This window comes from Streptomyces sp. Y309 (genome assembly GCF_056712025.1).
Genome location: NZ_CM160048.1, coordinates 7,568,129 through 7,592,148 on the forward strand (window position 1 = coordinate 7,568,129; position 24,020 = coordinate 7,592,148).

The window sequence follows — 24,020 nt, forward strand, 5'->3', positions numbered from 1 at the left end:
CTGCCTCGCCGGTGAACGTTACTCCGCAACCTCCGGTCCTTTGGGGGCCGGGTCGGGCATGCTGTTGCCGCACGGTCGGCGGTTGTCGGTGGAATCCGGACTCGAGGGGCGACTTCATGAGGCGTAGGTCACGTCAGGTGTCACGTCGCGCGTTCACGATGGCGGCGGCCTCGGTGGCCGCCGGGCTCGCCATGGCGGGGGACGCGGCGGCGGTGCCGGGGGCCCGGCACCGGGGGCGCGAGCTGCGCGGCATGTGGGTGGCGACGGTCGTCAACATCGACTGGCCCTCCAAGCCGGGCCTGTCGGCGGAGACGCAGCGCGCGGAGCTGATCGCGTATCTGGACGAGGCGGTGCGCCGCCGCCTGAACGCGGTCGTCCTCCAGGTGCGCCCCACGGCGGACGCGTTCTGGCCGTCGCGGTTCGAGCCGTGGTCGGAGTACCTCACGGGCACGCAGGGCAAGGACCCCGGCTGGGACCCGCTGGGCACTGCCGTGCGCGAGGCGCACCGCAGAGGCCTGGAGCTGCACGCCTGGTTCAACCCGTTCCGCATCGCCATGCACACTGACCCCGCGCGCCTCATCCCGTCGCACCCGGCACGTCTGCACCCCGACTGGGTCGTGCCGTACGGCGGGAAGCTCTACTACAACCCGGGGTTGCCCGAGGTGCGCCGCTTCATGCAGGACTCGATGCTCGACGCGGTGCGGCGCTATCCCCTCGACGCGGTCCACTGGGACGACTACTTCTACCCGTATCCGGTCGCGGGGCAGGCCTTCGACGACGACGCCGCCTTCGCGCGGTACGGCGGCGGCTTCCCGGACCGGGCGTCGTGGCGGCGCGACAACATCGACCGGATGGTGCGGGAGATGGGGGTACGGATCAAGAAGGTGCGCCGCTGGACGCGGTTCGGGATCAGCCCCTTCGGCGTGTGGCGCAACGCCGCCACCGACCCGACCGGCTCGGACACGCGCGCGGGCGTGCAGACCTATGACGATCTGTACGCCGACACGCGGGGCTGGGTGAAGAAGGGCTGGATCGACTACATCTGCCCGCAGCTCTACTGGAACATCGGCCTGCCCGCGGCCGACTACGCCAAGCTCGTGCCCTGGTGGGACGACGTGGCGCGGGGCACGGGTGTACGGCTGTACGTGGGGGAGGCGCTGTACAAGGCGGGGGATCCGGCGCAGCCCGCCGCGTGGCAGGACCCCGCCGAGCTGTCCCGGCACCTCACGTTCGCGAAGGACTACCCGCGGGTGCGCGGGCACGTCTTCTACTCGGCGAAGCACGTCGTCGCCGACCGGATCGGCGCGATGCAGCGGGTCGTCGACGACCACTACACGTACCGCGCCGGCTGAGCGGAGGCCCGGGCCCGGGTCGGTGGACCCGGGCCCGGTGGCTCACTCGTCGTGGCTCACTCGTCGTCCACGAAGTGGCGTACGACCGTGTCGGGGCCCGGCGACATGACGGTCTCGTGCCCGTCCTCGAACCGCACGCGGTAGGGCGGGGTGCCGTCCTCGCCGAGAACCTCGATGACCTCCGCCGTCCGGTCGTGCTGGCCGACGATCCTGCCGTGGATCAGCAGCCGGTCGCCCACGGATGCTTGCATGGGGAGTGCCCTCCTCGTCCGATCACAGTGGTGGCGGTGCGTGGCCGTCAGTGTACGACCGGTGGTGGCCGTTGGCGCCTACCCGCGCGCCCGTTGGGTGACGGCGATGCACACGAGGACCGCCACGGCGGTCAGCGGCGCCGCGAGGGGCAGCTCCTCGCCGAGCAGGAACAGCGACCAGACGAGAGTGAGCAGCGGCTGGGCCAGCTGGAGCTGGCTGGCCTTCGGGATGCCGATGGCGGCCATGCCGCGGTACCAGATGAGCAGGCCGAGGAACTGGGAGCCGATCGCGGAGTACAGCAGCCCGATCGAGCTGTGCGCCGTCAGCTGGAAGGGCTCGTGCGGCAGGGCGATGGCCGCCCAGACGACGGTCAGCGGCAGGCACAGGACCAAGGCCCAGCCGATGACCTGCCAGCCCGGCATCTCGCGGGCGAGCCGGCCGCCCTCGGTGTAGCCCGCGGCGCACACCAGCAGGGAGCCGAACAGGTAGAGGTCGGCGGTCGACAGTGAGCCGCCGCTCTGCTGCGCGGTGAACGCGAGCACCGCGGCGGCGCCCGCGAGCGCCGCGGCCCAGAAGGTGCGCGAGGGGCGGGCGCCGGTGCGCAGCGAGGAGAACACGGCGGTCGTCAGCGGGAGCAGCCCGACGACCACGGCCGCGTGCGACGTGCTCGACGTCTGCAGGGCGAGCGACGTCAGGAGCGGGAAGCCGATCACGACGCCGCCGCCGACGACGGCGAGCCCGGCCCAGTGCGCGCGCGGCGGCACCGGGACGCGCAGGGCCAGCAGGCAGCCGCCCGCTATGACCGCGCTCAGGACGCACCGCAGGGCGACGAAGGACCAGGGGCCGATGCCTTCGAGGCCCCAGGCGGTGGACGGGAAGGTGAGCGAGAAGGCGATGACGCCGAGGGCGGCCTGAGCGGTGCCGGCGCGGCGGCGCCGGTCCTGGGCGGGGTGCGCGGCGTCGGGGGACGCGGAGGGCGCGGAGGGCGGGGCGGGTGTGGCGGCAGGCGGCTCGGTGGTCGCCGCGGCGCCGACGGATCCGGTGGACCCGATGGGCCCAGTGGATCTGGTGGCCCCAGAGCGCCCGGTGGTCCCGGTGGCCCCAGCTGTCCCGGAGGCGCCAGCGGCCTCGGCAGCCCCGGTGGGCCGGATGGGCCCGGTAGATGTCCGGACTGCTATCCCTCGTGAACCAGTAGCGCTATCCTGTGCTCTCATGCAAGAGCGTAGCAGTGTGGGTGAGTTGGCGCAGAAGCTGCGGGGAGAGCTGGACCGCTACTCTCCGGGTGGGAAGCTGCCGTCCAGTCGGGCCCTTGTCGAGCGGTTCCGGGTGAGCCCCGTGACCGTGTCGCGGGCCCTCGGGCAGCTCGCCGCGGAGGGTCTGGTCGTCACGCGGCCCGGCGCCGGGGCCTTCCGGGCGCGGCCGCCGGCGGCGAGCGCGGCCGCCGCGGACGTGGGGGACACCTCCTGGCAGGAGGTGACGCTCAGCGCGGACGCCGCCACGGAGGTCGTGCCGCGCTCCGTCGACGCCACCGGCGTCCTCGCCACGCTCGCGGCGACGCCGCCCGGCGTCGTCGAGTTCAACAGCGGCTATCTGCACGCCTCGCTGCAGCCCGAGCGCGCCATGGCGGCGGCGCTCGCGCGGGCCGGCCGGCGCCCCGGCGCCTGGGACCGGCCTCCGATCGAGGGCCTGCCCGAGCTGCGCGAGTGGTTCGCGCGCGGCATGGGCGGCGCGATCACGGCCGCGGAGGTCCTGGTCGCCGCGGGCGGGCAGAGCGCCCTGACGACCACGCTGCGGGCGCTCGCCCCGCCCGGCGCGCCGGTTCTGCTCGAATCGCCCACGTATCCCGGCCTGTTGGCGATCGCGCGGGCCGCCGGACTGCGGCCGGTGCCGGTGCCCGTGGACACCGACGGCGTGCGGCCGGAGCTGCTGGAGGCCGCGTTCCGGGCGACCGGCGCGCGCGTGTTCGTCTGCCAGCCGCTGTTCCAGAACCCGACCGGCGCCGTCCTCTCCGCCGAGCGCCGCCCCGAGGTGCTGCGGATCGCCCGCGAGGCGGGGGCGTTCGTCGTCGAGGACGACTTCGTACGCCGCCTCGTGCACGAGGACGCGGGACCGCTGCCGAGTCCGCTCACGACCGACGACCGGGACGGCGTCGTCGTGCACGTCTGTTCGCTCACCAAGGCGACCTCGCCGAGCTTCCGGGTGAGCGCGCTCGCCGCGCGCGGGCCCGTCCTGGAACGGCTGCGCGCCATCCAGGTCGTCGACCACTTCTTCGTGCCGAGGCCGCTCCAGGAGGCCGCGCTCGAACTTGTCGGCTCACCGGCCTGGCCGCGCCATCTGCGCACGGTGGCAGGCGAGTTGAGGGACCGCAGGGACGCACTCGCGACCGCTCTGCGGCTGCGCCTGCCCGAGCTGGCGCTGCCGCACGTCCCGGCGGGCGGCTACCACCTGTGGCTGCGGCTGCCCGACGGCACCGACGAACTCGCCCTCGCGGCGGCCGCGTTGCGCGCCGGGGTGGCGGTGGCGCCGGGGCGGCCGTACTTCGCGGCGGAGCCGCCGGCGGCGCACGTGCGGCTGAGCTTCGCGGGTCTTGCGGGGGCTGCGGAGATCGCCGAGGGGGTGCGCAGGCTGCGGGTGGCGTGCGACGAGGTGCTGGGGTGACCGGGGGCGGGCGGCGGGTGCCGGAGTGGCGGGGGGCGTGCGGGAGTGGTGAAAGGCGCTCGACGCCGGGTGCCGCCCCTGGGAGTCTCACGTCATGACCAACGAGTACGTAGCCCCTGACGGAACCGAGTACACCTTCCCCGCCGGGTACGAGATGTCCACCGACCCCGCCCGCCTCGACCCCGCCCGCATCCACGCGTGGCTCTCCGAGGACGCCTACTGGGCCCTCGGCAGATCCCGCGAGACACAGGACGCGGCCATCGCCGGATCGCTCAACTTCGGCGTGTACGAGGAGGCTTCGCGCGCACAGGTGGCGTACGCCCGCGTGGTGACCGACCACGCGACGTTCGCCTACCTCTGCGACGTGTACGTCGACCGCTCGGTGCGCGGCAAGGGGCTCGGCACCGCGCTCGCGGCCGGGGTGCGGGACCACCTCGCCCCGTACGGGCTGCGCAGGATCCTGCTCGCGACCGGGGACGCGCACGAGGTGTACGCGAAGGTGGGGTTCGCCGTGCTGGAGAACCCGGGGAACTGGATGGTGCTCGGCGCGCAGTGACTCCCTGCTGCCGGGTGCCCCTTGACCGCGGGCAGCCCTTGGCCCCGGGCACCCCTTGACCACGGGCACCACGCGCCCCACGATCACCGCATGCACGTTCGCGTGACGCTGATATCGGCCGCGCGCGGCACCGCGCTGCTCACCGAGCGGTTCGACGACGACCGGCCGCTGGACGCGGCGGGCTGGCACGAGGTGCGGCGCGCCGCCCCCGCGCTGCTGCCGCTGGGCGTGGCCGAGCTGCGCTACTGCTCGCCGACCCCGCGCAGCCGCGCCACCGGCGAAGCGCTCGGCCTCGCGCCGCTGGCCCAACCCGCCCTGAGCGACTGCGACATGGGGCGCTGGCGCGGCTACACGCTGGCCGAGGTGACCGCGGGCGAGCCCGACGGGGTGGAGGCCTGGCTGCGCGATCCGCGATCGGCCCCGCACGGCGGCGAGTCGCTGCTCGGGTTCATCTCCCGGGTCGGCGGCTGGCTCGACACCCGGCCCGTCGGGGACGGGGGCCGCGTCGTCGCCGTGGCCGAGCCGTCCGTGGTGCGGGCCGCGCTCGTGTACGCCCTGAAGGCGCCCCCGGCGACGTTCTGGAACATCGACGTGCGGCCGCTGTCGACGGTCACCCTTGCCGGGCACGGCGGCCGGTGGAACCTGCGGATCGAGGCGGCGGCGTAGGGCGTTCGGCTCGTCGGCCCGTTCCGGGCAGGGGTCAGGGCGGCCGTGCCAGTCAGGGCAGCCGGGTGTAGTCCGTCGTCAGGAGCAGGTCCTTGGCGGGGCCCGCCACCCGCCACCGGGTGCGCCAGCGCGCCTCGTCGTACACCTCGAACTCGCCCCGGTACAGATCCAGCGAGCACGGGTGGTCGGCGGTGTGGCGGCCCGAGCGCAGGTCCAGGTCGTGGAAGAAGCGGCCGTCGGCGAAGTGGACGCGTACGGTGCCGGCGGGCGTGCCCGGCAGGAAGCGGAGCGTGCGCTCGGCGGGCCGGGCGACGCCGTCCCAGGTGAACGTGCCGGACTCGTGGTGCAGCAGCCCTGTGCCGTCCAGCGCCGCGTCATCCTGCGCCGCGCCGTCCCGCGCAGCGCCGTCGATCGGCGTGAACCGTGTGGTCCCGGTGAACCACCCCGCCACCGGCCCGCCCGCCGCGTCCGCGAAGTTCCGCACCGTCCGCTCGACGTGCCAGTCCCCGGCCAGGTGGGCGAGGGCGTCCGGCACCGCGTGCACGAGGGCCCGCGCGGTGTCGGCGCGCTCATCGGGGCCATGGGGGCCATGGCTCCCATGGGAGCCATGGGAGCCATAGGGAACCGACATACCCGCAGGCTACTCGGCGGACGACTTGTCGACACGGCCGGGCTCGGGCACCTCCGGTGCCGTCGGCCTACTTGTCGACGACCGCCATGCTCCCCTCGTCGTAGCGGGTCCCGGCGACACCGCCCGCGGGCGCCGCCGCGTCGATCGCGGCCAGCTCGTCGGCGGACAGGTCGAGGGTGGCTGCGGCCAGGTTCTCCTCCAGGTACTTCTGGCGGCGGGTGCCCGGGATCGGGACCACGTCGGCGCCGCGGTGCTGCACCCAGGCGAGCGCGAGCTGGCCGGCCGTGACGCCTCGCTGCGCGGCGAGGTCGTTGAGGGCGTCGACGATGGCGAGGTTCCGCTCCAGGTTGCCGTCCGCGAACCGCGGCTGGGTGCGCCGCATGTCGCCCGCCTCCAGGGTGTCGACGGAGGTGACCCGGCCGGTCAGGAAGCCCCGGCCGAGCGGCGAGAACGGCACGATGCCGATGCCGAGCTCCCGGCAGACCGGCACGATCTCGTCCTCCAGGTCCCGCGTCCACAGCGACCACTCGCTCTGCAGCGCCGCGATCGGGTGCACGGCGTGGGCACGCCGGATCGTGCGGGCGCTCGCCTCCGAGAGGCCGAGGTGGCGCACCTTTCCGGCGGCGACGAGCTCGGCCATCGCGCCGACGGTCTCCTCGATGGGCACGTTCGGGTCGACGCGGTGCAGGTAGTAGAGGTCGATGTGGTCGACGCCGAGCCGACGCAGCGAGGCGTCGCAGGCCTGGCGTACGTACGCCGCGTCGCCGCGGATCGCCGTGGGCTCGCCGAGCCGGTTGGCGAAGCCGAACTTCGTGGCCAGGACGGCCTGTTCGCGCCGGTGGCCCGCGAGGGCGCGGCCGAGCAGCTCCTCGTTGTGCCCACCGCCGTAGTAGTCGGAGGTGTCGAGGAGGGTGACGCCGAGGTCGAGCGCGCGGTGGAGGGTGGCGGTCGACTGGGCGTCGTCCGAGGCGCCGTAGGCGTCGCTCATCCCCATGCAGCCGAGCCCCTGGGCGGAGACCGTCAGGGCGCCGAGCCTGCGTGTGGGTATGCCGGTCATGGTGGTGCCTCCTGGTGGTGCGGTGATCCTGGGCGTGACCCTAGGAGTTGAAGTGTGCTCCATGGCAAGCGCGCGGTGCCCCGGCAGGGGCGCGCGGTCCCGGCGGGAGCGGGCTGCGCGGAGACGGCGGCGCGACGGGTGCGCAACGGGGGCTGTCCCCCGTACGAAGCTGTTGCTGGCCGGATGGCCGCGCAGCGCAGCCCTTCCTAGCGTCATGACCGCACTCCGGGCACCGCCACGCCCCCGCACGACATCAAGGAGCCAGAGGCCCCCGCACGACCTCACCGCCAGCGGCCCCCGCACGACCTCAAGGAGCACGATGCGCGCCACCACCACGACCGCCGCCGGGCTCGGCCTCGCCGCTGTCCTCGCGGGCGGTCTGCCCGCGCAGGCCTTACCCGCGCAGGCCTGGTCCGAGCGGCCCGCGGCACCGGCCCGGACGGTCGGCCTCGCCAAGTACGAGCAGCAGCGCCTGACGTGGGGCCCGTGCCCGGCCGCCCAGAAGGAGTTGAACGCGGCGGGCGCGCGCTGCGCCCACGTCACCGTCCCGCTCGACTACGCGCACCCGGACGGCCGCACGATCAAGATCGCGGTCTCCCGCATCAAGGCCACCGCCCCGGCGGACGAGCGCCGCGGCGCCCTGCTGACCAACCCGGGCGGGCCCGGTGGCCTCGGCCTCGCCTACACCCTCGCCCTGCGCCCCGCCCTGAAGGACGTCGCGGGCCGCTACGACCTCATCGGCTTCGACCCGCGCTTCCTCGGCGAGAGCACGCCGATCGTCTGCGACCCGGCGCGAAAGCCCGCGCCGCCCGGACCGACGACCAGCCCCCGCGAGGACTTCGAGGCGTCGGTGCGCGCCGGACGCGAGGACGCCCGCCGCTGCCACGAGCACGGCGACAACCGCGCGCTGCTGCCGCACGCCTCGTCCCGCAACGTCGCCCGCGACATGGACGTGATCCGCGCGGCCCTGGGGCAGCGCAAGCTGTCGTACTACGGCGTCTCGTACGGCGCGGACCTGGGGGCCACGTACACGCAGCTGTTCTCGCGCCGCGTCGACCGGTTCGTCGTCGACTCCGTCACCGACCCCGCCGCCACGCAGTACGAGCAGTTCCGGCGCTCGGGCGCGCCCGCCGAGCGCGCCCTGGACGAGTGGGCCGCGTGGACGGCGCGGCACCACACGACGTACCGGCTCGGCCGCACCGCAGCCCAAGTCCGCGCCCGGGTCGAGAAGGTGATCGCGCACGCGGAGCGGCGGCCGACGGCCGTGGCCGGGCAGCGCCTGACCGCGCCGCTGCTGCGGATGGTCCTCAAGCAGCCGCTCACGCAGTGGGAGAACGACGCCCTGGTTGCCTCGCTGGTGCGCGACCTGGTCGCCGCCGACCAGGGTGAGCTGACGGAGCCGGGGCCCGAACTCGCCGCCATGCTGAAGATGTTGAACTCGCCCGAGGCCGGCGACAGCATGCTCGGCGGCACGCTCTTCATGTGCGGCGACGGCGGCTGGCCCGCCGGTGGGTGGCCCGATTCCACGGAGACGTACTGGAAGAACAGCGTGCGCAGCCGCGCCACCGAGCCCGTCTTCGGACCGTTCGTGAACGGTGTGACCGCGCCCTGCCTGTTCTTCGAGCAGTCGCCGCGCGAGCCCGCCGTGACCGTCGACAACGACGTGCCAGTCCTGATGCTCCAGGCGAAGCGCGACCACACGCGGTTCGCGGACGCGCTCGCCATGCACCGCGCGCTGCGCGGCTCCCGCCTGGTCGCCACCGACATCCGCGCCCACGGCGTGTACGGCCGCGAGGTCGACGGCCTGACGCGGGTGCCGTGCGCGGACCGGGCCGTCAACGCCTACCTCGGCGGCGGCGCGCTGCCGGAGCGGGATGTGGAGTGCCCGGCCCCGGCTCCGGCCTCAGCCCTGGCCCCGGCCCCGGCCGTCGACCGCCAGCGAGCACCCGGCGGCTACGCGAACGCGTCGAGGCCGGTGAGGTCGGCGGACAGCCGCCAGAGCCGGGCCGCCGCGGCCGGGTCCACCGCCCAGGGCTTGACGCCGCCGATCAGCATGTCGTCCGTGGTGGCGGGCTCGGCGATGTCGCAGTCCTGGCAGTAGGCGCCGCCGTGCTCCGCGAGCAGGGGCGAGGTCGCCGCCCACACGGCGGTCGCCGCGCCCTGGGCCGGGGACTTGAAGCCGGGGGCCGGCTTGCCGTCGGCGTCCATCCAGCCTTGCGCGACCTGCTCCTCGCGCGGGATGTGGCGCTGGAGCGGGGTGAGGATGCTGCCCGGGTGCACGGCGAAGGCGCGCGGGCCGCGGTCGCCCGCGAGGGTGTCGAGGTGCAGGGCGAACAGGGCGTTGGCCGTCTTGGACTGGGCGTAGGCGAGCCACCGGTCGTAGGGCTCGCGGCGGAAGTGGAGGTCGTCCCAGCGGATGCCGGAGAGGAAGTGGCCCGACGAGGCCACCGACACGACGCGGGCGCGGCCCGGCGTGAAGGTCGGGGCGAGGCGGTTGACCAGCGCGTGGTGGCCGAGGTGGTTGACCGCGAAGTGGGCCTCCCAGCCGGGGCCCACCCGGGTCTCCGGGCAGGCCATGATGCCCGCGTTGTTGATGAGCACGTCGACGGCGCGGCCGCCCGCCAGCACCGCGTCGGCGAACGCGCGGACGCTGTCGAGGTCCGCGAGGTCGAGCGCGGCGACCTCCGTGCCGGGGGTGCCGCGCAGGGCGGCCGCCGCCGTCTCCGGCCTGCGCGCCGGGACGATCACGCGGGCCCCGGCGCGGGCGAGCGCGCGGGTCGCCTCCAGACCGAGCCCGGAATAGCCACCGGTGATCACGGCGGTCCGGCCCGTCAGGTCGATGCCCTTCAGTACGTCGTCGGCGGTGCTGCGGGCGTCGTGGCCGGAGCCGAGCGGGCGCCGGTCGGGGTTCTTGGTGGTCATGGGCAGGACGCTAGAACCTAGACTGCGATCTAGATCAAGCTCGGCCCGGAAGGGGAGGTGCGCGTGGGGAACGGGGACGACGACAAGCACGCCGGACTGTCCATCGGCGAGGTCGCCGAGGCGACCGGCCTGAGCGTGCACGCGCTGCGGTTCTTCGAGCGCGAGGAACTGTTTCTGCGGCCGATCCCGCGCACCGGCGGCGGGCGGCGCGTCTACGCGCCCGCCGACGTGGAGTGGCTCGCCCTTTGCAACCGGCTGCGGGCGTCCGGGATGCCGATTGCCGAACTGAAGCGGTTTGCCGGGCTTGTCCGTTCGGGTCCGGGGAACGAGGCCGAACGGCTCGCCCTGCTCCAGGAGCACGAGCGTGCCGTCCGCGCGCGGATCGCCGAGCTGGAGGCGAGCCTGGAGATCATCCACGGCAAGGTCGCCGCGTACGAGAAGCATGTCCGCGAGGGCACGGCGGCGGGGGTGTGGGCGCCCGCACCGTCCCGGTGACCGGACGCCGGGGCCGCGCCCGCGCGCCGGGTCCAGAACCTCGGACGAGGGCCCTGTCAGTACCCCCGCCCGCACGAGATATCTTGATGTCGAGCAATGTTGCAGACGTGGAGCGGAGCACCCGGTGACTGACTCGACCATCATCTACACACACACTGACGAGGCCCCCGCCCTCGCGACGCATTCCTTCCTGCCCGTGATCCAGGCGTATGCCTCGACGGCGGGTGTGCGCGTCGAGACCCGTGACATCTCCCTGGCGGGCCGGATCATCGCGAGCTTCCCGGAGCGCCTGAAGGAGGCCCAGCGCATCGACGACGCGCTGGCCGAGCTCGGCGAGCTGGCCAGGACGCCGCAGGCGAACATCATCAAGCTGCCGAACATCTCGGCGTCCATCCCGCAGCTGAAGGCCGCGATCACCGAGCTGCAGAAGCAGGGCTACGCGCTGCCGGACTACCCGGACGACCCGAAGACCGACGAGGAGCGCGACATCCGCGCTCGCTACGACAAGGTCAAGGGCTCCGCCGTCAACCCGGTCCTGCGCGAGGGCAACTCCGACCGCCGCGCCCCCGCGTCGGTCAAGAACTACGCCCGCAAGCACCCGCACCGCATGGGCGCCTGGACGGCCGACTCCAAGACGAACGTCGCCACCATGGGCGAGAACGACTTCCGCTCCACGGAGAAGTCCGCCGTCATCGGCGGCGCGGGCTCGCTGCGCATCGAGCTGGCCGCCGCGGACGGCTCCACCACCGTCCTGCGCGAGTCGGTGCCGGTGCTCGCGGGCGAGGTCGTGGACGCCTCCGTCCTGCACGTCGCCGCGCTGCGCGAGTTCCTGACCGCGCAGATCGCCCGCGCCAAGGCCGAGGGCGTGCTGTTCTCCGTGCACCTGAAGGCCACGATGATGAAGGTCTCGGACCCGATCATCTTCGGTCACGTGCTGCGCGCCTTCTTCCCGAAGACCTTCGAGAAGCACGGCGCCGCGCTCGCCGCCGCGGGCCTGGCCCCGAACGACGGCCTGGGCGGCATCTACAAGGGCCTGGAGGCCCTGCCGAACGGCGCCGAGATCAAGGCGTCCTTCGACGCGGAGCTCGCCGAGGGCCCCGAGCTCGCCATGGTCGACTCCGACCGCGGCATCACCAACCTGCACGTACCGAGCGACGTCATCGTCGACGCCTCCATGCCGGCGATGATCCGCACCTCGGGCCACATGTGGGGCCCGGACGGCAACGAGCACGACACCCTCGCGGTGCTGCCCGACAGCTCCTACGCGGGCATCTACCAGGTCGTCATCGACGACTGCCGCGCCAACGGCGCCTACGACCCGGCCACCATGGGCTCGGTGCCGAACGTCGGCCTGATGGCGCAGAAGGCCGAGGAGTACGGCAGCCACGACAAGACCTTCGAGATCGCGGCCGAGGGCACCGTCCGCGTCGTCGACGAGGCCGGGAACGCCGTCCTGGAGCAGCAGGTCGCCGCGGGCGACATCTTCCGCATGTGCCAGACCAAGGACGCCCCGATCAAGGACTGGGTGAAGCTCGCCGTCTCGCGCGCCCGCGCCACCGGCGACCCGGCGGTCTTCTGGCTGGACGAGGGCCGCGCCCACGACGCGCAGCTCATCGCCAAGGTCGAGCAGTACCTCCCGGAGCACGACACCGAGGGCCTGCAGATCGAGATCATGGCGCCGGTCGACGCGATCCGCTTCTCCCTGGAGCGCATCCGCCGCGGCGAGAACACGATCTCCGTCACCGGCAACGTCCTGCGCGACTACCTGACGGACCTGTTCCCGATCCTGGAGCTCGGCACCAGCGCCAAGATGCTCTCGGTCGTCCCGCTGATGAACGGCGGCGGCCTGTTCGAGACCGGCGCCGGCGGCTCCGCGCCCAAGCACGTGCAGCAGCTCGTCAAGGAGGACTACCTGCGCTGGGACAGCCTGGGCGAGTTCCTCGCGCTCGCGGTCTCCTTCGAGCACCTCGCGCAGACCACGGGCAACGCGCGTGCCCAGGTCCTCGCGGACACCCTGGACCGCGCGACGGCGACCTTCCTGGAGGAGAACAAGTCGCCGAGCCGCAAGCTGGGCGGCATCGACAACCGCGGCAGCCACTTCTACCTGTCCCTGTACTGGGCGCAGGAGCTGGCCAAGCAGACCGACGACGCGCAGCTCGCCGAGGCGTTCGGCCCGCTCGCCAAGACGCTGGCCGAGCAGGAGCAGACCATCGTCGACGAGCTCCTCGCCGTCCAGGGCAAGCCGGCCGACATCGGCGGCTACTACCAGCCCGACGCGGCCAAGGCCTCTGCGGTCATGCGTCCGTCGGCCACGTTCAACCAGGCGATCGCCTCGCTCGCCTGACGCACCCGGCGCGCACGCGTCCGACGCGCACCGCGTGTCCCCGCCCCGGTCGGCAGTCGTCGGCCGGGGCGGTCGCGGTTCCGGTGCCATCATGGGCCGAGCGTCGATCACCTTGGGGGATGTGGGATGGAGCCCGGTTCGTCGGCTCCGGCGACGCCTCACCAGCAGTCGGCCGCGGCGGGCGGCCCGGATCCCCGTTGTATAAACGTGCGGCGCAATGTATATTCATGCCATTCACGCAGGAGGATTCCATGACGGTACGCGCAGCGGTCGCGGGAGCGAGCGGATACGCGGGCGGGGAGCTGCTGAGGCTCCTGGCCGTGCACCCCGAGGTCGAGATCGGCACACTCACCGCCCACTCGAACGCGGGTGAGCGCCTGGGCGCGCTCCAGCCGCACCTGGCCCCGCTCGCCGAGCGCGTGCTCGCGCCGACCACCGCCGAGAGCCTGGCCGGTCACGACGTCGTCTTCCTCGCCCTGCCGCATGGCCAGTCCGCCGCCGTCGCCGAGCAGCTCGGCCCGGACGTGCTCGTCGTCGACATGGGTGCCGACTTCCGCCTGCGGGACGCGGCGGACTGGGAGAAGTTCTACGGCAGCGCGCACGCGGGCACCTGGCCGTACGGCCTGCCCGAGCTGCCCGGCGGCCGGGCCGCGCTCGCGGGCACCAAGCGCATCGCGGTGCCCGGGTGCTACCCCACGGCGGTCTCGCTGGCGCTCTTCCCCGCGTACGCCGCCGGGCTCGTCGAGGACGAGGCGGTGATCGTCGCGGCGTCCGGCACCTCCGGCGCGGGCAAGGCGCCCAAGCCGCATCTGCTGGGCTCCGAGGTCATGGGCTCCATGTCGCCGTACGGCGTCGGCGGAGCGCACCGGCACACGCCGGAGATGATCCAGAACCTGAGCGCCGCGGCGGGCTCGCGCGTCACGGTCTCCTTCACGCCGACGCTGGCCCCCATGCCGCGCGGCATCCTCGCCACCTGCAGCGCCAAGGCGAAGCCGGGCGTGAGCGCCGAGAGCGTGCGCGCGACGTACGAGAAGGCCTTCGCCGACGAGCCGTTCGTGCGGCTGCTCCCGGAGGGCCAGTGGCCGGCCACGGCGTCGGTGTACGGCTCCAACGCCGTGCACGTCCAGGCCACCCACGACCCGGCGTCCGGCCGCGTGATCGTCATCAGCGCCATCGACAACCTCACCAAGGGCACCGCCGGCGGCGCGGTGCAGAGCATGAACATCGCCCTGGGGCTCCCGGAGGAGCTGGGCCTATCCACGATCGGAGTCGCACCGTGAGCGTCACGGCAGCCAAGGGATTCCGGGCGGCGGGCATCGCCGCCGGGATCAAGGACAGCGGGAACCCGGACCTGGCCCTCGTGGTCAACGACGGGCCCCGCCGCGCCGCCGCCGGAGTCTTCACGTCCAACCGCGTGAAGGCGGCGCCGGTCCTGTGGTCCGAGCAGGTCCTCAAGGGCGGCCAGGTCTCGGCGGTCGTCCTCAACTCCGGCGGCGCCAACGCCTGTACGGGCCCGAAGGGCTTCCAGGACACGCACGCCACCGCGGAGAAGGCGGCGGACGTCCTCGGCGTGAACGCGGCCGAGGTCGCCGTCGCGTCGACGGGCCTGATCGGCGTCACGCTCCCCATGGACAAGCTCCTGCCGGGCGTCGAGACGGCCGCCGCCGCCCTGTCCGGGCACGGCGGCGAGAAGGCCGCCATAGCGATCAAGACGACGGACAGCGTGCACAAGACGGCCGTCGCCGAGGGCGCGGGCTGGACGGTCGGCGGCATGGCCAAGGGCGCGGGCATGCTCGCGCCGGGCCTCGCCACGATGCTGGTCGTCCTGACCACCGACGCCGATCTGCCCGCCGCCGACCTGGACAAGGCGCTGCGCGAGGCGACCCGTCTCACCTTCGACCGCGTCGACTCCGACGGCTGCATGTCGACCAACGACACGGTGCTGCTGCTCGCGTCCGGCGCCGCCGAAGTGACGCCGGAGTACGCGGAGTTCGCCGACGCCGTCCGGCAGGTGTGCGACGACCTGGCCCGGCAGCTCATCGGCGACGCCGAGGGCGCGAGCAAGGACATCCGCATCGAGGTCGTCGGCGCGGCCAGCGAGGACGACGCCGTCGAGGTGGGCCGCTCCATCGCCCGCAACAACCTCCTCAAGTGCGCCATCCACGGCGAGGACCCCAACTGGGGCCGCGTGCTCTCCGCCATCGGCACCACCGCCGCCACCTTCGAGCCGGACCGCCTGAACGTCGCCATCAACGACGTCTGGGTCTGCAAGAACGGCTCGGTGGGCGAGGACCGCGACCTGGTGGACATGCGCTACCGCGAGGTGCGCATCACCGCCGATCTCGCCGCCGGCTCCGAGTCCGCCGTCATCTGGGCCAACGACCTCACCGCCGACTACGTCCACGAGAACAGCGCGTACTCCTCGTAGGGCGTACGCCGTCTCACAGGACGTACGTCACCGCGCGGTACGTCCGTCCCCACCTGGAAAGCCCCATGAGCACCCGCAAGCACACCGCACTGCCCAAGGCACAGATCCTGATCGAGGCGCTGCCCTGGCTCACCCGCCACCGCGGCAAGACCGTCGTCATCAAATTCGGCGGCAACGCCATGGTGGACAAGGAGCTGAAGGCCGCCTTCGCCCAGGACGTCGTGTTCCTGCACCACGCGGGCCTCAGGCCCGTCGTGGTGCACGGCGGCGGCCCGCAGATCAGCGCCCAGCTCGACAAGCAGGGCCTGGTCAGCGAGTTCAAGGCGGGCCTGCGCGTGACGACGCCCGAGGCCATGGACGTCGTCCGCATGGTCCTCGCCGGGCAGGTGCAGCGCGAGCTCGTGGGCCTGCTCAACGAGCACGGACCGCTCGCCGTCGGCCTCACCGGCGAGGACGCGCACACCATCACCGCGACCCGGCACCGGCCGCTGATCGACGGCGAGCTGGTCGACATCGGCCAGGTCGGCGAGGTCACCGAGATCGACACGGGCGCCATCGAGGCGCTGCTCGCGGACGGCCGCATCCCGGTCGTCTCCTCGATCGCCCGCTCCCAGGACGAAGGCGGCAAGGGGCATGTCTACAACGTCAATGCTGATACGGCGGCTGCGGCACTCGCTGCGGCGCTTGGTGCCGAGACGCTGATGGTGCTCACCGACGTCGAGGGTCTTTACGAGGACTGGCCGCACAGCGACGACGTCATCAGCCGGCTGACGGCCACCGAGCTGGAGAAGCTCATCCCGGAGCTGTCCAGCGGCATGGTGCCCAAGATGCAGGGCTGCCTGCACGCTGTGCGCAACGGCGTGCACACCGCCCGCGTCATCGACGGGCGCGTCCAGCACGCGATCCTGCTGGAGATCTTCACCGACGAAGGAATCGGCACGATGGTCGTGCCGGACGAGCTGACCGAGGGGGACCCGGCATGACGTCCAACCAGGACCTGACCCGGCGCTGGCAGGGCGCCCTGATGGACAACTACGGCACGCCCCGCATCCCGCTGGTGCGCGGCGCGGGCAGCACGCTGTGGGACGCGGACGGCAAGCGCTACACCGACTTCGTCGGCGGCATCGCCGTGAACGCGCTCGGCCACGGTCACCCGGCCGTCGTGGAGGCGGTGTCCCGGCAGATCAACGCGCTCGGCCACGTGTCCAACCTGTTCGTCGCCGAGCCACCGGTGGCCCTCGCCGAGCGGTTGCTCGACCTCTTCGGCCGCGACGGCCGCGTCTTCTTCTGCAACTCGGGCGCGGAGGCCAACGAGGGCGCCTTCAAGATCGGCCGGCTGACGGGCCGCCCGCACATGGTCGCCACCGAGGGCGGCTTCCACGGCCGCACCATGGGCGCCCTCGCCCTCACCGGCCAGCCCGGCAAGCAGGAGCCGTTCCTGCCCTTGCCCGGCGACGTCACGCACGTTCCGTACGGCGACGTGGAGGCGCTGCGCGCGGCCGTCACCGAGGACACCGCGTTCGTGATCATCGAGCCCATCCAGGGCGAGAACGGCGCGGTCGTCCCGCCGGCCGGCTATCTGAAGGCGGCCCGCGACATCACCCGCGCCACCGGCACCCTGCTCGTCCTCGACGAGGTGCAGACCGGAATCGGTCGTACCGGCCACTGGTTCGCCCACCTCGCGCAGGAGGGCGTGGAGCCGGACGTCGTCACGCTCGCCAAGGGCCTCGGCGGCGGCCTGCCGCTCGGCGCGACCGTCGCCTTCGGCGCGACGGGCGACCTGCTCAGGCCCGGTCACCACGGCACGACCTTCGGCGGCAACCCGGTGGCCTGCGCCGCCGGACTCGCCGTCGTCGACACCATCGCGGCCGAGGGGCTCCTGGACAACACCAAGCGCGCCGGCGAGAAGCTGCGCGACGGAATCGAGTCAGCCGGGCACGCCTTGGTCGACCATGTCAGGGGCGCGGGCCTGCTGCTGGGTATCGTGCTCACCGAGCCGCTGGCAGCGCAGGTGCAGCAGGTGGCTCAGGACGCCGGCTTCCTGGTGAACGCGCCCGCCCCCGATGTCGTACGGCTCATGCCGCCGTTGAACGTGCGCGACGTCGAGGTGGACGCCTTCCTCCGGGCCCTGCCCGGCGTCCTCGACCAGGCCGTCGCGGCCGACGGGGCCCATGCGGGTGATGGGGCCGACGGGGCCAACGGGGAAGGACGATCCGGGGAATGAGACGACGATGAGCCACGCGCAGGACAACGGGCCGGCCGAGCACGCGGGACCCGCCGTGCCGCAGACCCGCACCGCACGCCACCGCCGGATCGTGGACATCCTCAACCGGCAGCCCGTGCGGTCCCAGAGCCAGTTGGCGAAGCTCCTGGCCGACGACGGTCTGACCGTCACCCAGGCGACGCTCTCCCGCGACCTCGACGAGCTCAACGCCGTCAAGATCCGCAACGCCGAGGGCGACCTGATCTACGCCGTGCCCAGCGAGGGCGGTTTCCGCACGCCCCGCGCCCCCCTCGGCGAGTCGGCCAAGGAGCAGCGCATGCGGCGCCTCTCCGTGGAACTGCTCATCTCCGCGGAGGCCTCGGCCAACCTCGTCGTCCTGCGCACCCCGCCCGGCGCCGCCCAGTTCCTCGCCTCGGCCATCGACCAGGCCGAACTGCACGACATCCTCGGGACGATCGCGGGCGACGACACGGTGATGCTGATCAGCCGGGAGCCGACGGGGGGCCAGGCGCTGGCGGACCATTTGCTGCGGCTCGCCTCGAACGAGCACTGAGCGAACGTGCACTGACGCCGGCGCAGAGCTCCGTCAGCCGGTGCGCCGCGCCCGGTGCGACATCCATGCCGCCACCAGCGCCCCCGACACGTTGTGCCACACGGAGAACACCGCCGCCGGGAGCGCCGCCAGCGGGCTGAAGTGGGCGGTGGCCAGGGACGCGGCGAGGCCGGAGTTCTGCATGCCGACCTCGAAGGCCATCGCGCGGGAGGCGGGCGGGCCCAGGCGGGCCAGCTTTCCCGCGCCGTAGCCGAGCGCGAGGCCGAGGCCGTTGTGCAGCACGACGGCGACCAGCACGAGCGCGGCCGCCGACTTGATGGCCGCCGCGCTGCCGGCCACGACCACCGCGACGATGACGGCCACGGTCGCGGCCGACAGCCACGGCAGCGCGCCGAGCACACGGTCGACGTAACTCCCGAAGCACAGCCGCACGACGAGCCCGGCGGCGACGGGCAGCAGCACGGTCTTGAGGATGTCCGTGACCATCGACCCCGCGTCCACCGGCAGGAACTCGCCCGCGAGCAGCAGCGTGAGCGGCGGCGTGACGAGCGGCGCGAGGACCGTGGAGACGGTCGCGACGGACACCGAGAGGGCCACGTCGCCGCGCGCGAGGTAGGTCACGACGTTCGACGCCGTACCGCTCGGCGCGCAGCCGACGAGGATCACCCCGGCCGCCAACTGCGGTGAGAGGCCCAGGGCGTGGGCGATGAGCCATCCCAGGCCCGGCATGATGACGTAGTGCGCGACGAGGCCGAGGGCCACCACCCACGGCCGCTTCACCACGCCCTGGAAGTCCAGCGGGGTCATGGTGAGCCCCATGCAGAACATCACCACGCCCAGCAGATACGGGACGTTCGCGCCCCAGCCCTCGAAGGCGCCCGGCACGAGGAGCCCGAGCGCGCCCGCGCCCAGGACGAGGACGGGGAAGACGGTGACGGCACGACGGGCGGCCCGGTCGGCGGGGTCCGGGGGAGCGGCACCCGTCGCCGCCGGACCGGGCGTTGTCTGTTCGGTCTGCACCCGGCGATGCAACGTCCCGGCGGGGCGGCGACGCAACCCCGTCTCGGTATGTGGTCGCTACACGTGTTGTCGGGCGTACGTCATCCGGGCTCAGGCCGGGGTCGGCGGCAACGGAAGCGGCAACCCCGGCAACCCGTCGATGCTCGTCGCGATGTCCTCCTTCTTGCTGAAGTACGCGTCCAGCGACGCGTCGTCCTCGCGGGCGAAGCGCTTCGCGTGCAGATCGCGGTCCTCGTCGTACGACATGAAGGGCACCGCGTACCCGCAGGTGTCGCGGACGAGCTCGGCCGTCACGACGATGATCGCGCGCAGGCCGTGCGGGGTGGGGTCGACGTCGGGGAAGCGGGCGAGGAGTTCAGGGAAGCGCGGGTCGTCGCGGAAGACGGGCTCGCCGCGGCCGTGCACCCGGACGATGTTGGGCGGGCCCTGGAAGGCGCACCACATGAGCGTGATGCGGCCGTTCTCCCGCAGGTGGGCGATGGTCTCCGCGTTGCTGCCCGCGAAGTCCAGGTAGGCGACGGTGAGTTCGTCGAGGATGACGAAGGAACCGGTGACTCCCTTGGGGGAGAGGTTGATCGTTCCGTCGGCGGCGAGTGGCGAGGTCGCGGTGAAGAAGATCGGCTGCTCCTCGATGAACGTACGGAGCCGGCCGTCGATGCGCTCATAAGTCTTTCCCATGCCTAAGGATTATGGACGTCTTTAGTTCGCCTGTCTAATAACTTCGATGGATTGACGAATCATGCGCCGCAATGCATACTCATGCATGACAGTGAATGCACCGCGTCGCACTGGGCGAGCGACAGCACCGTGAGGAGAATCCCGTGACCGAGCGCGTCGTACTCGCCTACTCGGGCGGTCTGGACACCTCCGTCGCCATCGGCTGGATCGCCGAGGAGACGGGCGCCGAGGTCGTCGCCGTCGCCGTGGACGTCGGCCAGGGCGGCGAGGACCTGGACGTGATCCGCAAGCGGGCGCTCGCCTGCGGCGCGGTCGAGGCGGAGGTCGCGGACGCCAAGGACGAGTTCGCCGAGGGCTACTGCCTCCCGGCGATCAAGGCCAACGCCCTCTACATGGACCGGTATCCGCTGGTGTCGGCCCTCTCCCGGCCCGCCATCGTCAAGCACCTCGTGGCCGCCGCCCAGAAGCACGGCGCGGACACCGTCGCCCACGGCTGCACCGGCAAGGGCAACGACCAGGTGCGGTTCGAGGCCGGCATCCAGGCGCTCGGCCCGGACCTGAAGTGCATCGCCCCCGTCCGGGACTACGCGATGACGCGGGACAAGGCCATCGCCTTCTGCGAGGACAAGGGCCTGCCGATCGCGACCACCAAGAAGTCGCCGTACTCCATCGACCAGAACGTCTTCGGGCGGGCCGTCGAGACCGGCTTCCTGGAGGACATCTGGAACGCGCCCATCGAGGACGTCTACGAGTACACCTCCAACCCCGCGACCCCGCGCGAGGCCGACGAGGTCGTCATCACCTTCAAGGAGGGTGCCCCGGTCGCCATCGACGGCAGGCCGGTCACGGTTCTCCAGGCGATCCAGCAGCTCAACGAGCGGGCGGGCGCCCAGGGCATCGGCCGGATCGACATGGTCGAGGACCGGCTCGTGGGCATCAAGTCCCGTGAGGTGTACGAGGCTCCGGGCGCGATCGCCCTGATCGCCGCCCATCAGGAGCTGGAGAACGTCACGGTCGAGCGCGAACTGGCCCGGTACAAGCGGCAGGTCGAGCAGCGCTGGGGCGAACTGGTCTACGACGGCCTGTGGTTCTCGCCGCTCAAGCGCGCCCTCGACGGCTTCATCAACGAGGCCAACCAGCACGTCAGCGGCGAGATCCGGATGACCCTGCACGGCGGCCGCGCCGTCGTCACCGGCCGGAGGTCCGAGCAGTCCCTGTACGACTTCAACCTCGCGACGTACGACACCGGCGACACCTTCGACCAGTCGAAGGCCCAGGGCTTCATCGACATCTTCGCCCTGTCGTCGAAGATCGCCGCACGGCGGGACCTGGCGTAACAGATTCAGCCCCTCGAGGGGGTCCCTCCCTGCTCTTTAAGAGCTTGGGGGAGTTTGAGGAGCGGGGGTCCGGGGGCGGAGCCCCCGGTTTCGGGAAGGGGCGGGGTGGGGGAGAGATCCTCGTCCCGCCACCGGCACACCAAGGAGCAATCGTGAGCAGCAACACCGGCGAAGTCCGCCTCTGGGGCGGACGCTTCGCCGACGGCCCCGCAGAAGCGCTGGCGCAACTGTCCGCATCGGTCCACTTCGACTGGCGACTCGCCCCGTACGACATCGCCGGCTCCCGCGCCCACGCACGCGTGCTCCACAAGGCCGGGCTGCTCACCGAGGACGAGCTGACGCGCATGCTGGCCGGGCTCGACCGGCTCGAAGCCGATGTCGCCGACGGCTCGTTCGTCGGCACCATCGCCGACGAGGACGTGCACACGGCCCTGGAGCGCGGCCTGCTCGAGCGGCTCGGCCCGGACCTCGGCGGTAAGCTGCGCGCCGGACGGTCCCGCAACGACCAGGTGGCGACGCTCTTCAAGATGTACCTGCGCGACCACGCCCGGATCATCGGCGGCCTGATCGCTGAGCTCCAGGAGGCCCTGATCGGCCTCGCGGAAGCCCATCCGGACGTCGCCATGCCGGGCCGCACGCACCTCCAGCACGCCCAGCCGGTGCTCTTCGCGCACCATGTGCTCGCCCACGCCCAGTCCCTGTCGCGCGACGCCGAGCGGCTGCGGCAGTGGGACGAGCGGACGGCCGTCTCGCCCTACGGCTCGGGCGCCCTTGCCGGATCCTCCCTCGGGCTCGACCCGGAGGCAGTGGCCAAGGACCTCGGGTTCGAGCACGGCTCCGCCGCCAACTCCATCGACGGCACGGCCTCGCGGGACTTCGTCGCCGAGTTCGCCTTCATCACGGCGATGATCGGCGTGAACCTGTCCCGGATCGCCGAAGAGGTCATCATCTGGAACACGAAGGAGTTCTCCTTCGTCACGCTCCACGACGCGTTCTCGACCGGCTCGTCGATCATGCCGCAGAAGAAGAACCCGGACATCGCGGAGCTGGCGCGCGGCAAGTCGGGCCGCCTCATCGGCAACCTGACGGGCCTCATGGCCACACTGAAGGCCCTCCCGCTCGCGTACAACCGCGACCTCCAGGAGGACAAGGAGCCCGTCTTCGACTCCTGCGACCAGCTGGAGGTCCTGCTGCCCGCCTTCACCGGCATGATGGCGACGCTCACGGTCCACCGCGAGCGCATGGAAGAGCTGGCCCCGGCGGGCTTCTCGCTCGCCACGGACATCGCCGAGTGGCTCGTCAAGCAGGGCGTGCCGTTCCGGGTCGCGCACGAGGTCGCCGGCGAGTGCGTGAAGGAGTGCGAGACGCACGGGATCGAGCTCGACCAGCTCACCGACGAACAGTTCGCGAAGATCTCCCCGCACCTGACCCCCGAGGTCCGCACGGTCCTGAACGTCCCGGGCGCCCTGGCGTCCCGAGACGGCAGGGGAGGCACCGCGCCGTCGGCGGTGGCCACTCAGCTGGCCGAGATCAAGAGGGATGTGGCCACCCAGCGCGAGTGGTCGACGGCGAACGGCTGAAGGATTTCAGCCCGTCCGGCGTTTGAGGACGAGGCGCGAAGCGCCGACAGCGGGGGTCCAGGGGGCGGCAGCCCCCTGGTACGGGAAGGGGCGGGCCTGGGGCGCCCCGCGAGGGCTACGCGCCCGGGCCACGGCGCCCATCGAGGGTTACGTTGAGGGGGGTACGCGACCCGCGTACCCCCCCCTCGGCGTCCCTCCCAAAAAAAGCGTGGAGCCCCAATGCCCTTCGCCCGACTCACCGCCGCGACCACGCCGACCGCGCACATCGGCATCGGCCTCGCCGCCGTCGGCAGGCCCGGCTACATCACGCTCGACCGCGAGGCCGACCTGCCGCCGTCGCGCAGCGTCGAGGCCCTGCGCGAACGCACGCTCGAACTCCTCGACGCCGCCTACGCGCTCGGGGTGCGGTACGTCGACGTGGCCCGCTCCTACGGCCGTTCGGAGGAGTTCCTCGCCGAGTGGCTGCACGCGCGCCCCGACATCCGCGACGTCGTCATCGGCAGCAAGTGGGGCTACACGTACACGGCGGACTGGCGCACCGACGCCGACGCGCACGAGGTCAAGGACCACAGCGTCACCGCGTACGACCGGCAGCGCGCCGAGACCGCCGAACTCCTCGGCGACCGGCTGGACCTCTACCAGATCCACTCGGTGACCCCCGACAGCCCGGCCCTCACCGACAAGGAGCTGCACGCCCGCCTCGCCGACCTGGCCGACAGCGGCGTGACCGTCGGCCTCTCCGTGAGCGGCCCCGAGCAGGCCGCCGCGATCCGCGCCGCCCTCGACGTCACCGTGCGCGGCGAGCGGCTGTTCCGCACGGTCCAGGCGACCTACAACGCCCTGGAGACCTCGGCCGGGCCCGCGCTCGCCGAGGCGCACGACGCGGGCCTGACCGTCCTGGTCAAGGAGGCCATGGCCAACGGCCGCCTCGCCGGGCCGCACGCGCCCGCCGAGGTCCGCGCCGCCGCCGAGTCGGCCGGCCTCGGCTGCGACGCGGTGGCCCTCGCCCTGGTCCTGCGGCAGCCCTGGGCGGGCGTCGTCCTCTCCGGCGCCGTCACCTCCGTACAGCTCGTGTCGAATCTGCACGCGACGGCCGTCGACCTGGACGCGGACCGGCTCGACCGCCTCACCGAGCTGGCGGAGGAGCCCGCCGCGTACTGGAGCACGAGGGCGGCGCTGCCCTGGCACTAGGACCCTCTCCGGCACACGTCTCCACAACCTCCCTCTACCTCCTCTGCCTCCCACCTCCTCGATCTGCCTCTGGTGA

21 protein-coding genes and 1 pseudogene are annotated in these 24,020 nt (G+C 72.7%); 15 read left to right on the forward strand and 7 right to left on the reverse strand.

Annotated elements, in window-relative coordinates; translation table 11 throughout:
* The first annotated feature begins 116 nt into the window (after nucleotides 1-116).
* Nucleotides 117-1,352: a glycoside hydrolase family 10-like protein gene (locus AC0KTA_RS31465; protein ID WP_481051591.1), complete on the forward strand. Its 1,236-nt coding sequence runs from the start codon at nucleotides 117-119 to the stop codon at nucleotides 1,350-1,352.
* 56 nt (nucleotides 1,353-1,408) lie between these two features.
* Here AC0KTA_RS31465 and AC0KTA_RS31470 read toward each other — a convergent pair whose 3' ends face one another.
* Nucleotides 1,409-1,603: a DUF1918 domain-containing protein gene (locus AC0KTA_RS31470; protein ID WP_481051592.1), complete on the reverse strand. Its 195-nt coding sequence runs from the start codon at nucleotides 1,601-1,603 to the stop codon at nucleotides 1,409-1,411.
* Between the two features lie 78 nt (nucleotides 1,604-1,681).
* On the reverse strand, nucleotides 1,682-2,818 hold the full coding sequence (locus AC0KTA_RS31475; RefSeq protein WP_481051593.1) for a DMT family transporter: 1,137 nt from the start codon (nucleotides 2,816-2,818) through the stop codon (nucleotides 1,682-1,684).
* Between AC0KTA_RS31475 and AC0KTA_RS31480 the strand changes: the two genes are divergently transcribed.
* The 3 genes from AC0KTA_RS31480 (at nucleotide 2,817) to AC0KTA_RS31490 (ending at nucleotide 5,484) form a co-directional block, all read left to right on the forward strand.
* Complete coding sequence (locus AC0KTA_RS31480; protein WP_481051594.1) at nucleotides 2,817-4,262, forward strand: aminotransferase-like domain-containing protein; 1,446 nt, start codon at nucleotides 2,817-2,819, stop codon at nucleotides 4,260-4,262. The genes AC0KTA_RS31475 and AC0KTA_RS31480 overlap by 2 nt on opposite strands.
* Before the next feature lie 94 nt (nucleotides 4,263-4,356).
* Entirely contained in the window at nucleotides 4,357-4,818 is a 462-nt protein-coding gene (locus AC0KTA_RS31485; protein ID WP_481051595.1) for a GNAT family N-acetyltransferase, read from the forward strand.
* A gap of 90 nt (nucleotides 4,819-4,908) precedes the next feature.
* Nucleotides 4,909-5,484, forward strand: a complete 576-nt coding sequence (locus tag AC0KTA_RS31490) for a histidine phosphatase family protein (protein WP_481051596.1) — start codon at nucleotides 4,909-4,911, stop codon at nucleotides 5,482-5,484.
* A gap of 52 nt (nucleotides 5,485-5,536) precedes the next feature.
* Here AC0KTA_RS31490 and AC0KTA_RS31495 read toward each other — a convergent pair whose 3' ends face one another.
* Both AC0KTA_RS31495 and AC0KTA_RS31500 read right to left on the reverse strand, forming a co-directional pair.
* Nucleotides 5,537-6,019 carry a DUF6314 family protein gene (locus AC0KTA_RS31495; protein ID WP_481056634.1) on the reverse strand — a complete coding sequence of 161 codons (483 nt, stop codon included), beginning with the start codon at nucleotides 6,017-6,019 and terminating at the stop codon, nucleotides 5,537-5,539.
* A 163-nt stretch (nucleotides 6,020-6,182) separates the two neighbouring features.
* Nucleotides 6,183-7,172 carry an aldo/keto reductase gene (locus tag AC0KTA_RS31500; protein ID WP_481051597.1) on the reverse strand — a complete coding sequence of 330 codons (990 nt, stop codon included), beginning with the start codon at nucleotides 7,170-7,172 and terminating at the stop codon, nucleotides 6,183-6,185.
* Nucleotides 7,173-7,491: 319 nt separating this feature from the next.
* Here AC0KTA_RS31500 and AC0KTA_RS31505 point away from each other — a divergent pair.
* A pseudogene (locus AC0KTA_RS31505) lies at nucleotides 7,492-9,060 on the forward strand (alpha/beta fold hydrolase); the annotation flags it as partial.
* Between the two features lie 65 nt (nucleotides 9,061-9,125).
* On the opposite strand, the gene AC0KTA_RS31510 reads toward AC0KTA_RS31505, so the two are convergent.
* A complete protein-coding gene (locus AC0KTA_RS31510; RefSeq protein ID WP_481051598.1) occupies nucleotides 9,126-10,094 on the reverse strand; it encodes an SDR family NAD(P)-dependent oxidoreductase in 969 nt (322 codons plus the stop codon).
* 63 nt (nucleotides 10,095-10,157) lie between these two features.
* Between AC0KTA_RS31510 and AC0KTA_RS31515 the strand changes: the two genes are divergently transcribed.
* The 7 genes from AC0KTA_RS31515 (at nucleotide 10,158) to AC0KTA_RS31545 (ending at nucleotide 18,138) form a co-directional block, all read left to right on the forward strand.
* Nucleotides 10,158-10,589, forward strand: a complete 432-nt coding sequence (locus tag AC0KTA_RS31515; RefSeq protein WP_481051599.1) for a MerR family transcriptional regulator — start codon at nucleotides 10,158-10,160, stop codon at nucleotides 10,587-10,589.
* Between the two features lie 124 nt (nucleotides 10,590-10,713).
* Nucleotides 10,714-12,933, forward strand: a complete 2,220-nt coding sequence (locus tag AC0KTA_RS31520; protein ID WP_481051600.1) for an NADP-dependent isocitrate dehydrogenase — start codon at nucleotides 10,714-10,716, stop codon at nucleotides 12,931-12,933.
* A 251-nt stretch (nucleotides 12,934-13,184) separates the two neighbouring features.
* On the forward strand, nucleotides 13,185-14,213 hold the full coding sequence (gene argC / locus AC0KTA_RS31525; RefSeq protein ID WP_481051601.1) for an N-acetyl-gamma-glutamyl-phosphate reductase: 1,029 nt from the start codon (nucleotides 13,185-13,187) through the stop codon (nucleotides 14,211-14,213).
* Nucleotides 14,210-15,361: a bifunctional glutamate N-acetyltransferase/amino-acid acetyltransferase ArgJ gene (argJ, locus tag AC0KTA_RS31530; protein ID WP_481051602.1), complete on the forward strand. Its 1,152-nt coding sequence runs from the start codon at nucleotides 14,210-14,212 to the stop codon at nucleotides 15,359-15,361. The genes argC and argJ overlap by 4 nt, the downstream gene beginning before the upstream one ends.
* A gap of 65 nt (nucleotides 15,362-15,426) precedes the next feature.
* A complete protein-coding gene (gene argB, locus AC0KTA_RS31535; RefSeq protein WP_481051603.1) occupies nucleotides 15,427-16,344 on the forward strand; it encodes an acetylglutamate kinase in 918 nt (305 codons plus the stop codon).
* Entirely contained in the window at nucleotides 16,341-17,585 is a 1,245-nt protein-coding gene (locus AC0KTA_RS31540; RefSeq protein ID WP_481051604.1) for an acetylornithine transaminase, read from the forward strand. The genes argB and AC0KTA_RS31540 overlap by 4 nt, the downstream gene beginning before the upstream one ends.
* 7 nt (nucleotides 17,586-17,592) lie before the next feature.
* Entirely contained in the window at nucleotides 17,593-18,138 is a 546-nt protein-coding gene (locus tag AC0KTA_RS31545) for an arginine repressor (protein ID WP_189734789.1), read from the forward strand.
* 33 nt (nucleotides 18,139-18,171) lie between these two features.
* On the opposite strand, the gene AC0KTA_RS31550 is transcribed toward AC0KTA_RS31545, so the two are convergent.
* Entirely contained in the window at nucleotides 18,172-19,158 is a 987-nt protein-coding gene (locus tag AC0KTA_RS31550) for a bile acid:sodium symporter family protein (protein WP_481051605.1), read from the reverse strand.
* 90 nt (nucleotides 19,159-19,248) lie between these two features.
* Entirely contained in the window at nucleotides 19,249-19,836 is a 588-nt protein-coding gene (locus AC0KTA_RS31555; protein WP_481051606.1) for a pyridoxamine 5'-phosphate oxidase family protein, read from the reverse strand.
* Between the two features lie 143 nt (nucleotides 19,837-19,979).
* Between AC0KTA_RS31555 and AC0KTA_RS31560 the strand changes: the two genes are divergently transcribed.
* From AC0KTA_RS31560 to AC0KTA_RS31570, 3 genes are all read left to right on the forward strand, one after another.
* Nucleotides 19,980-21,173, forward strand: coding sequence for an argininosuccinate synthase (locus tag AC0KTA_RS31560; RefSeq protein ID WP_481051607.1), 1,194 nt, complete (start codon nucleotides 19,980-19,982; stop codon nucleotides 21,171-21,173).
* A 152-nt stretch (nucleotides 21,174-21,325) separates the two neighbouring features.
* Nucleotides 21,326-22,753, forward strand: a complete 1,428-nt coding sequence (gene argH / locus AC0KTA_RS31565) for an argininosuccinate lyase (protein ID WP_481051608.1) — start codon at nucleotides 21,326-21,328, stop codon at nucleotides 22,751-22,753.
* A 219-nt stretch (nucleotides 22,754-22,972) separates the two neighbouring features.
* Complete coding sequence (locus AC0KTA_RS31570) at nucleotides 22,973-23,944, forward strand: aldo/keto reductase (protein WP_481051609.1); 972 nt, start codon at nucleotides 22,973-22,975, stop codon at nucleotides 23,942-23,944.
* Nucleotides 23,945-24,020 lie beyond the last annotated feature (76 nt).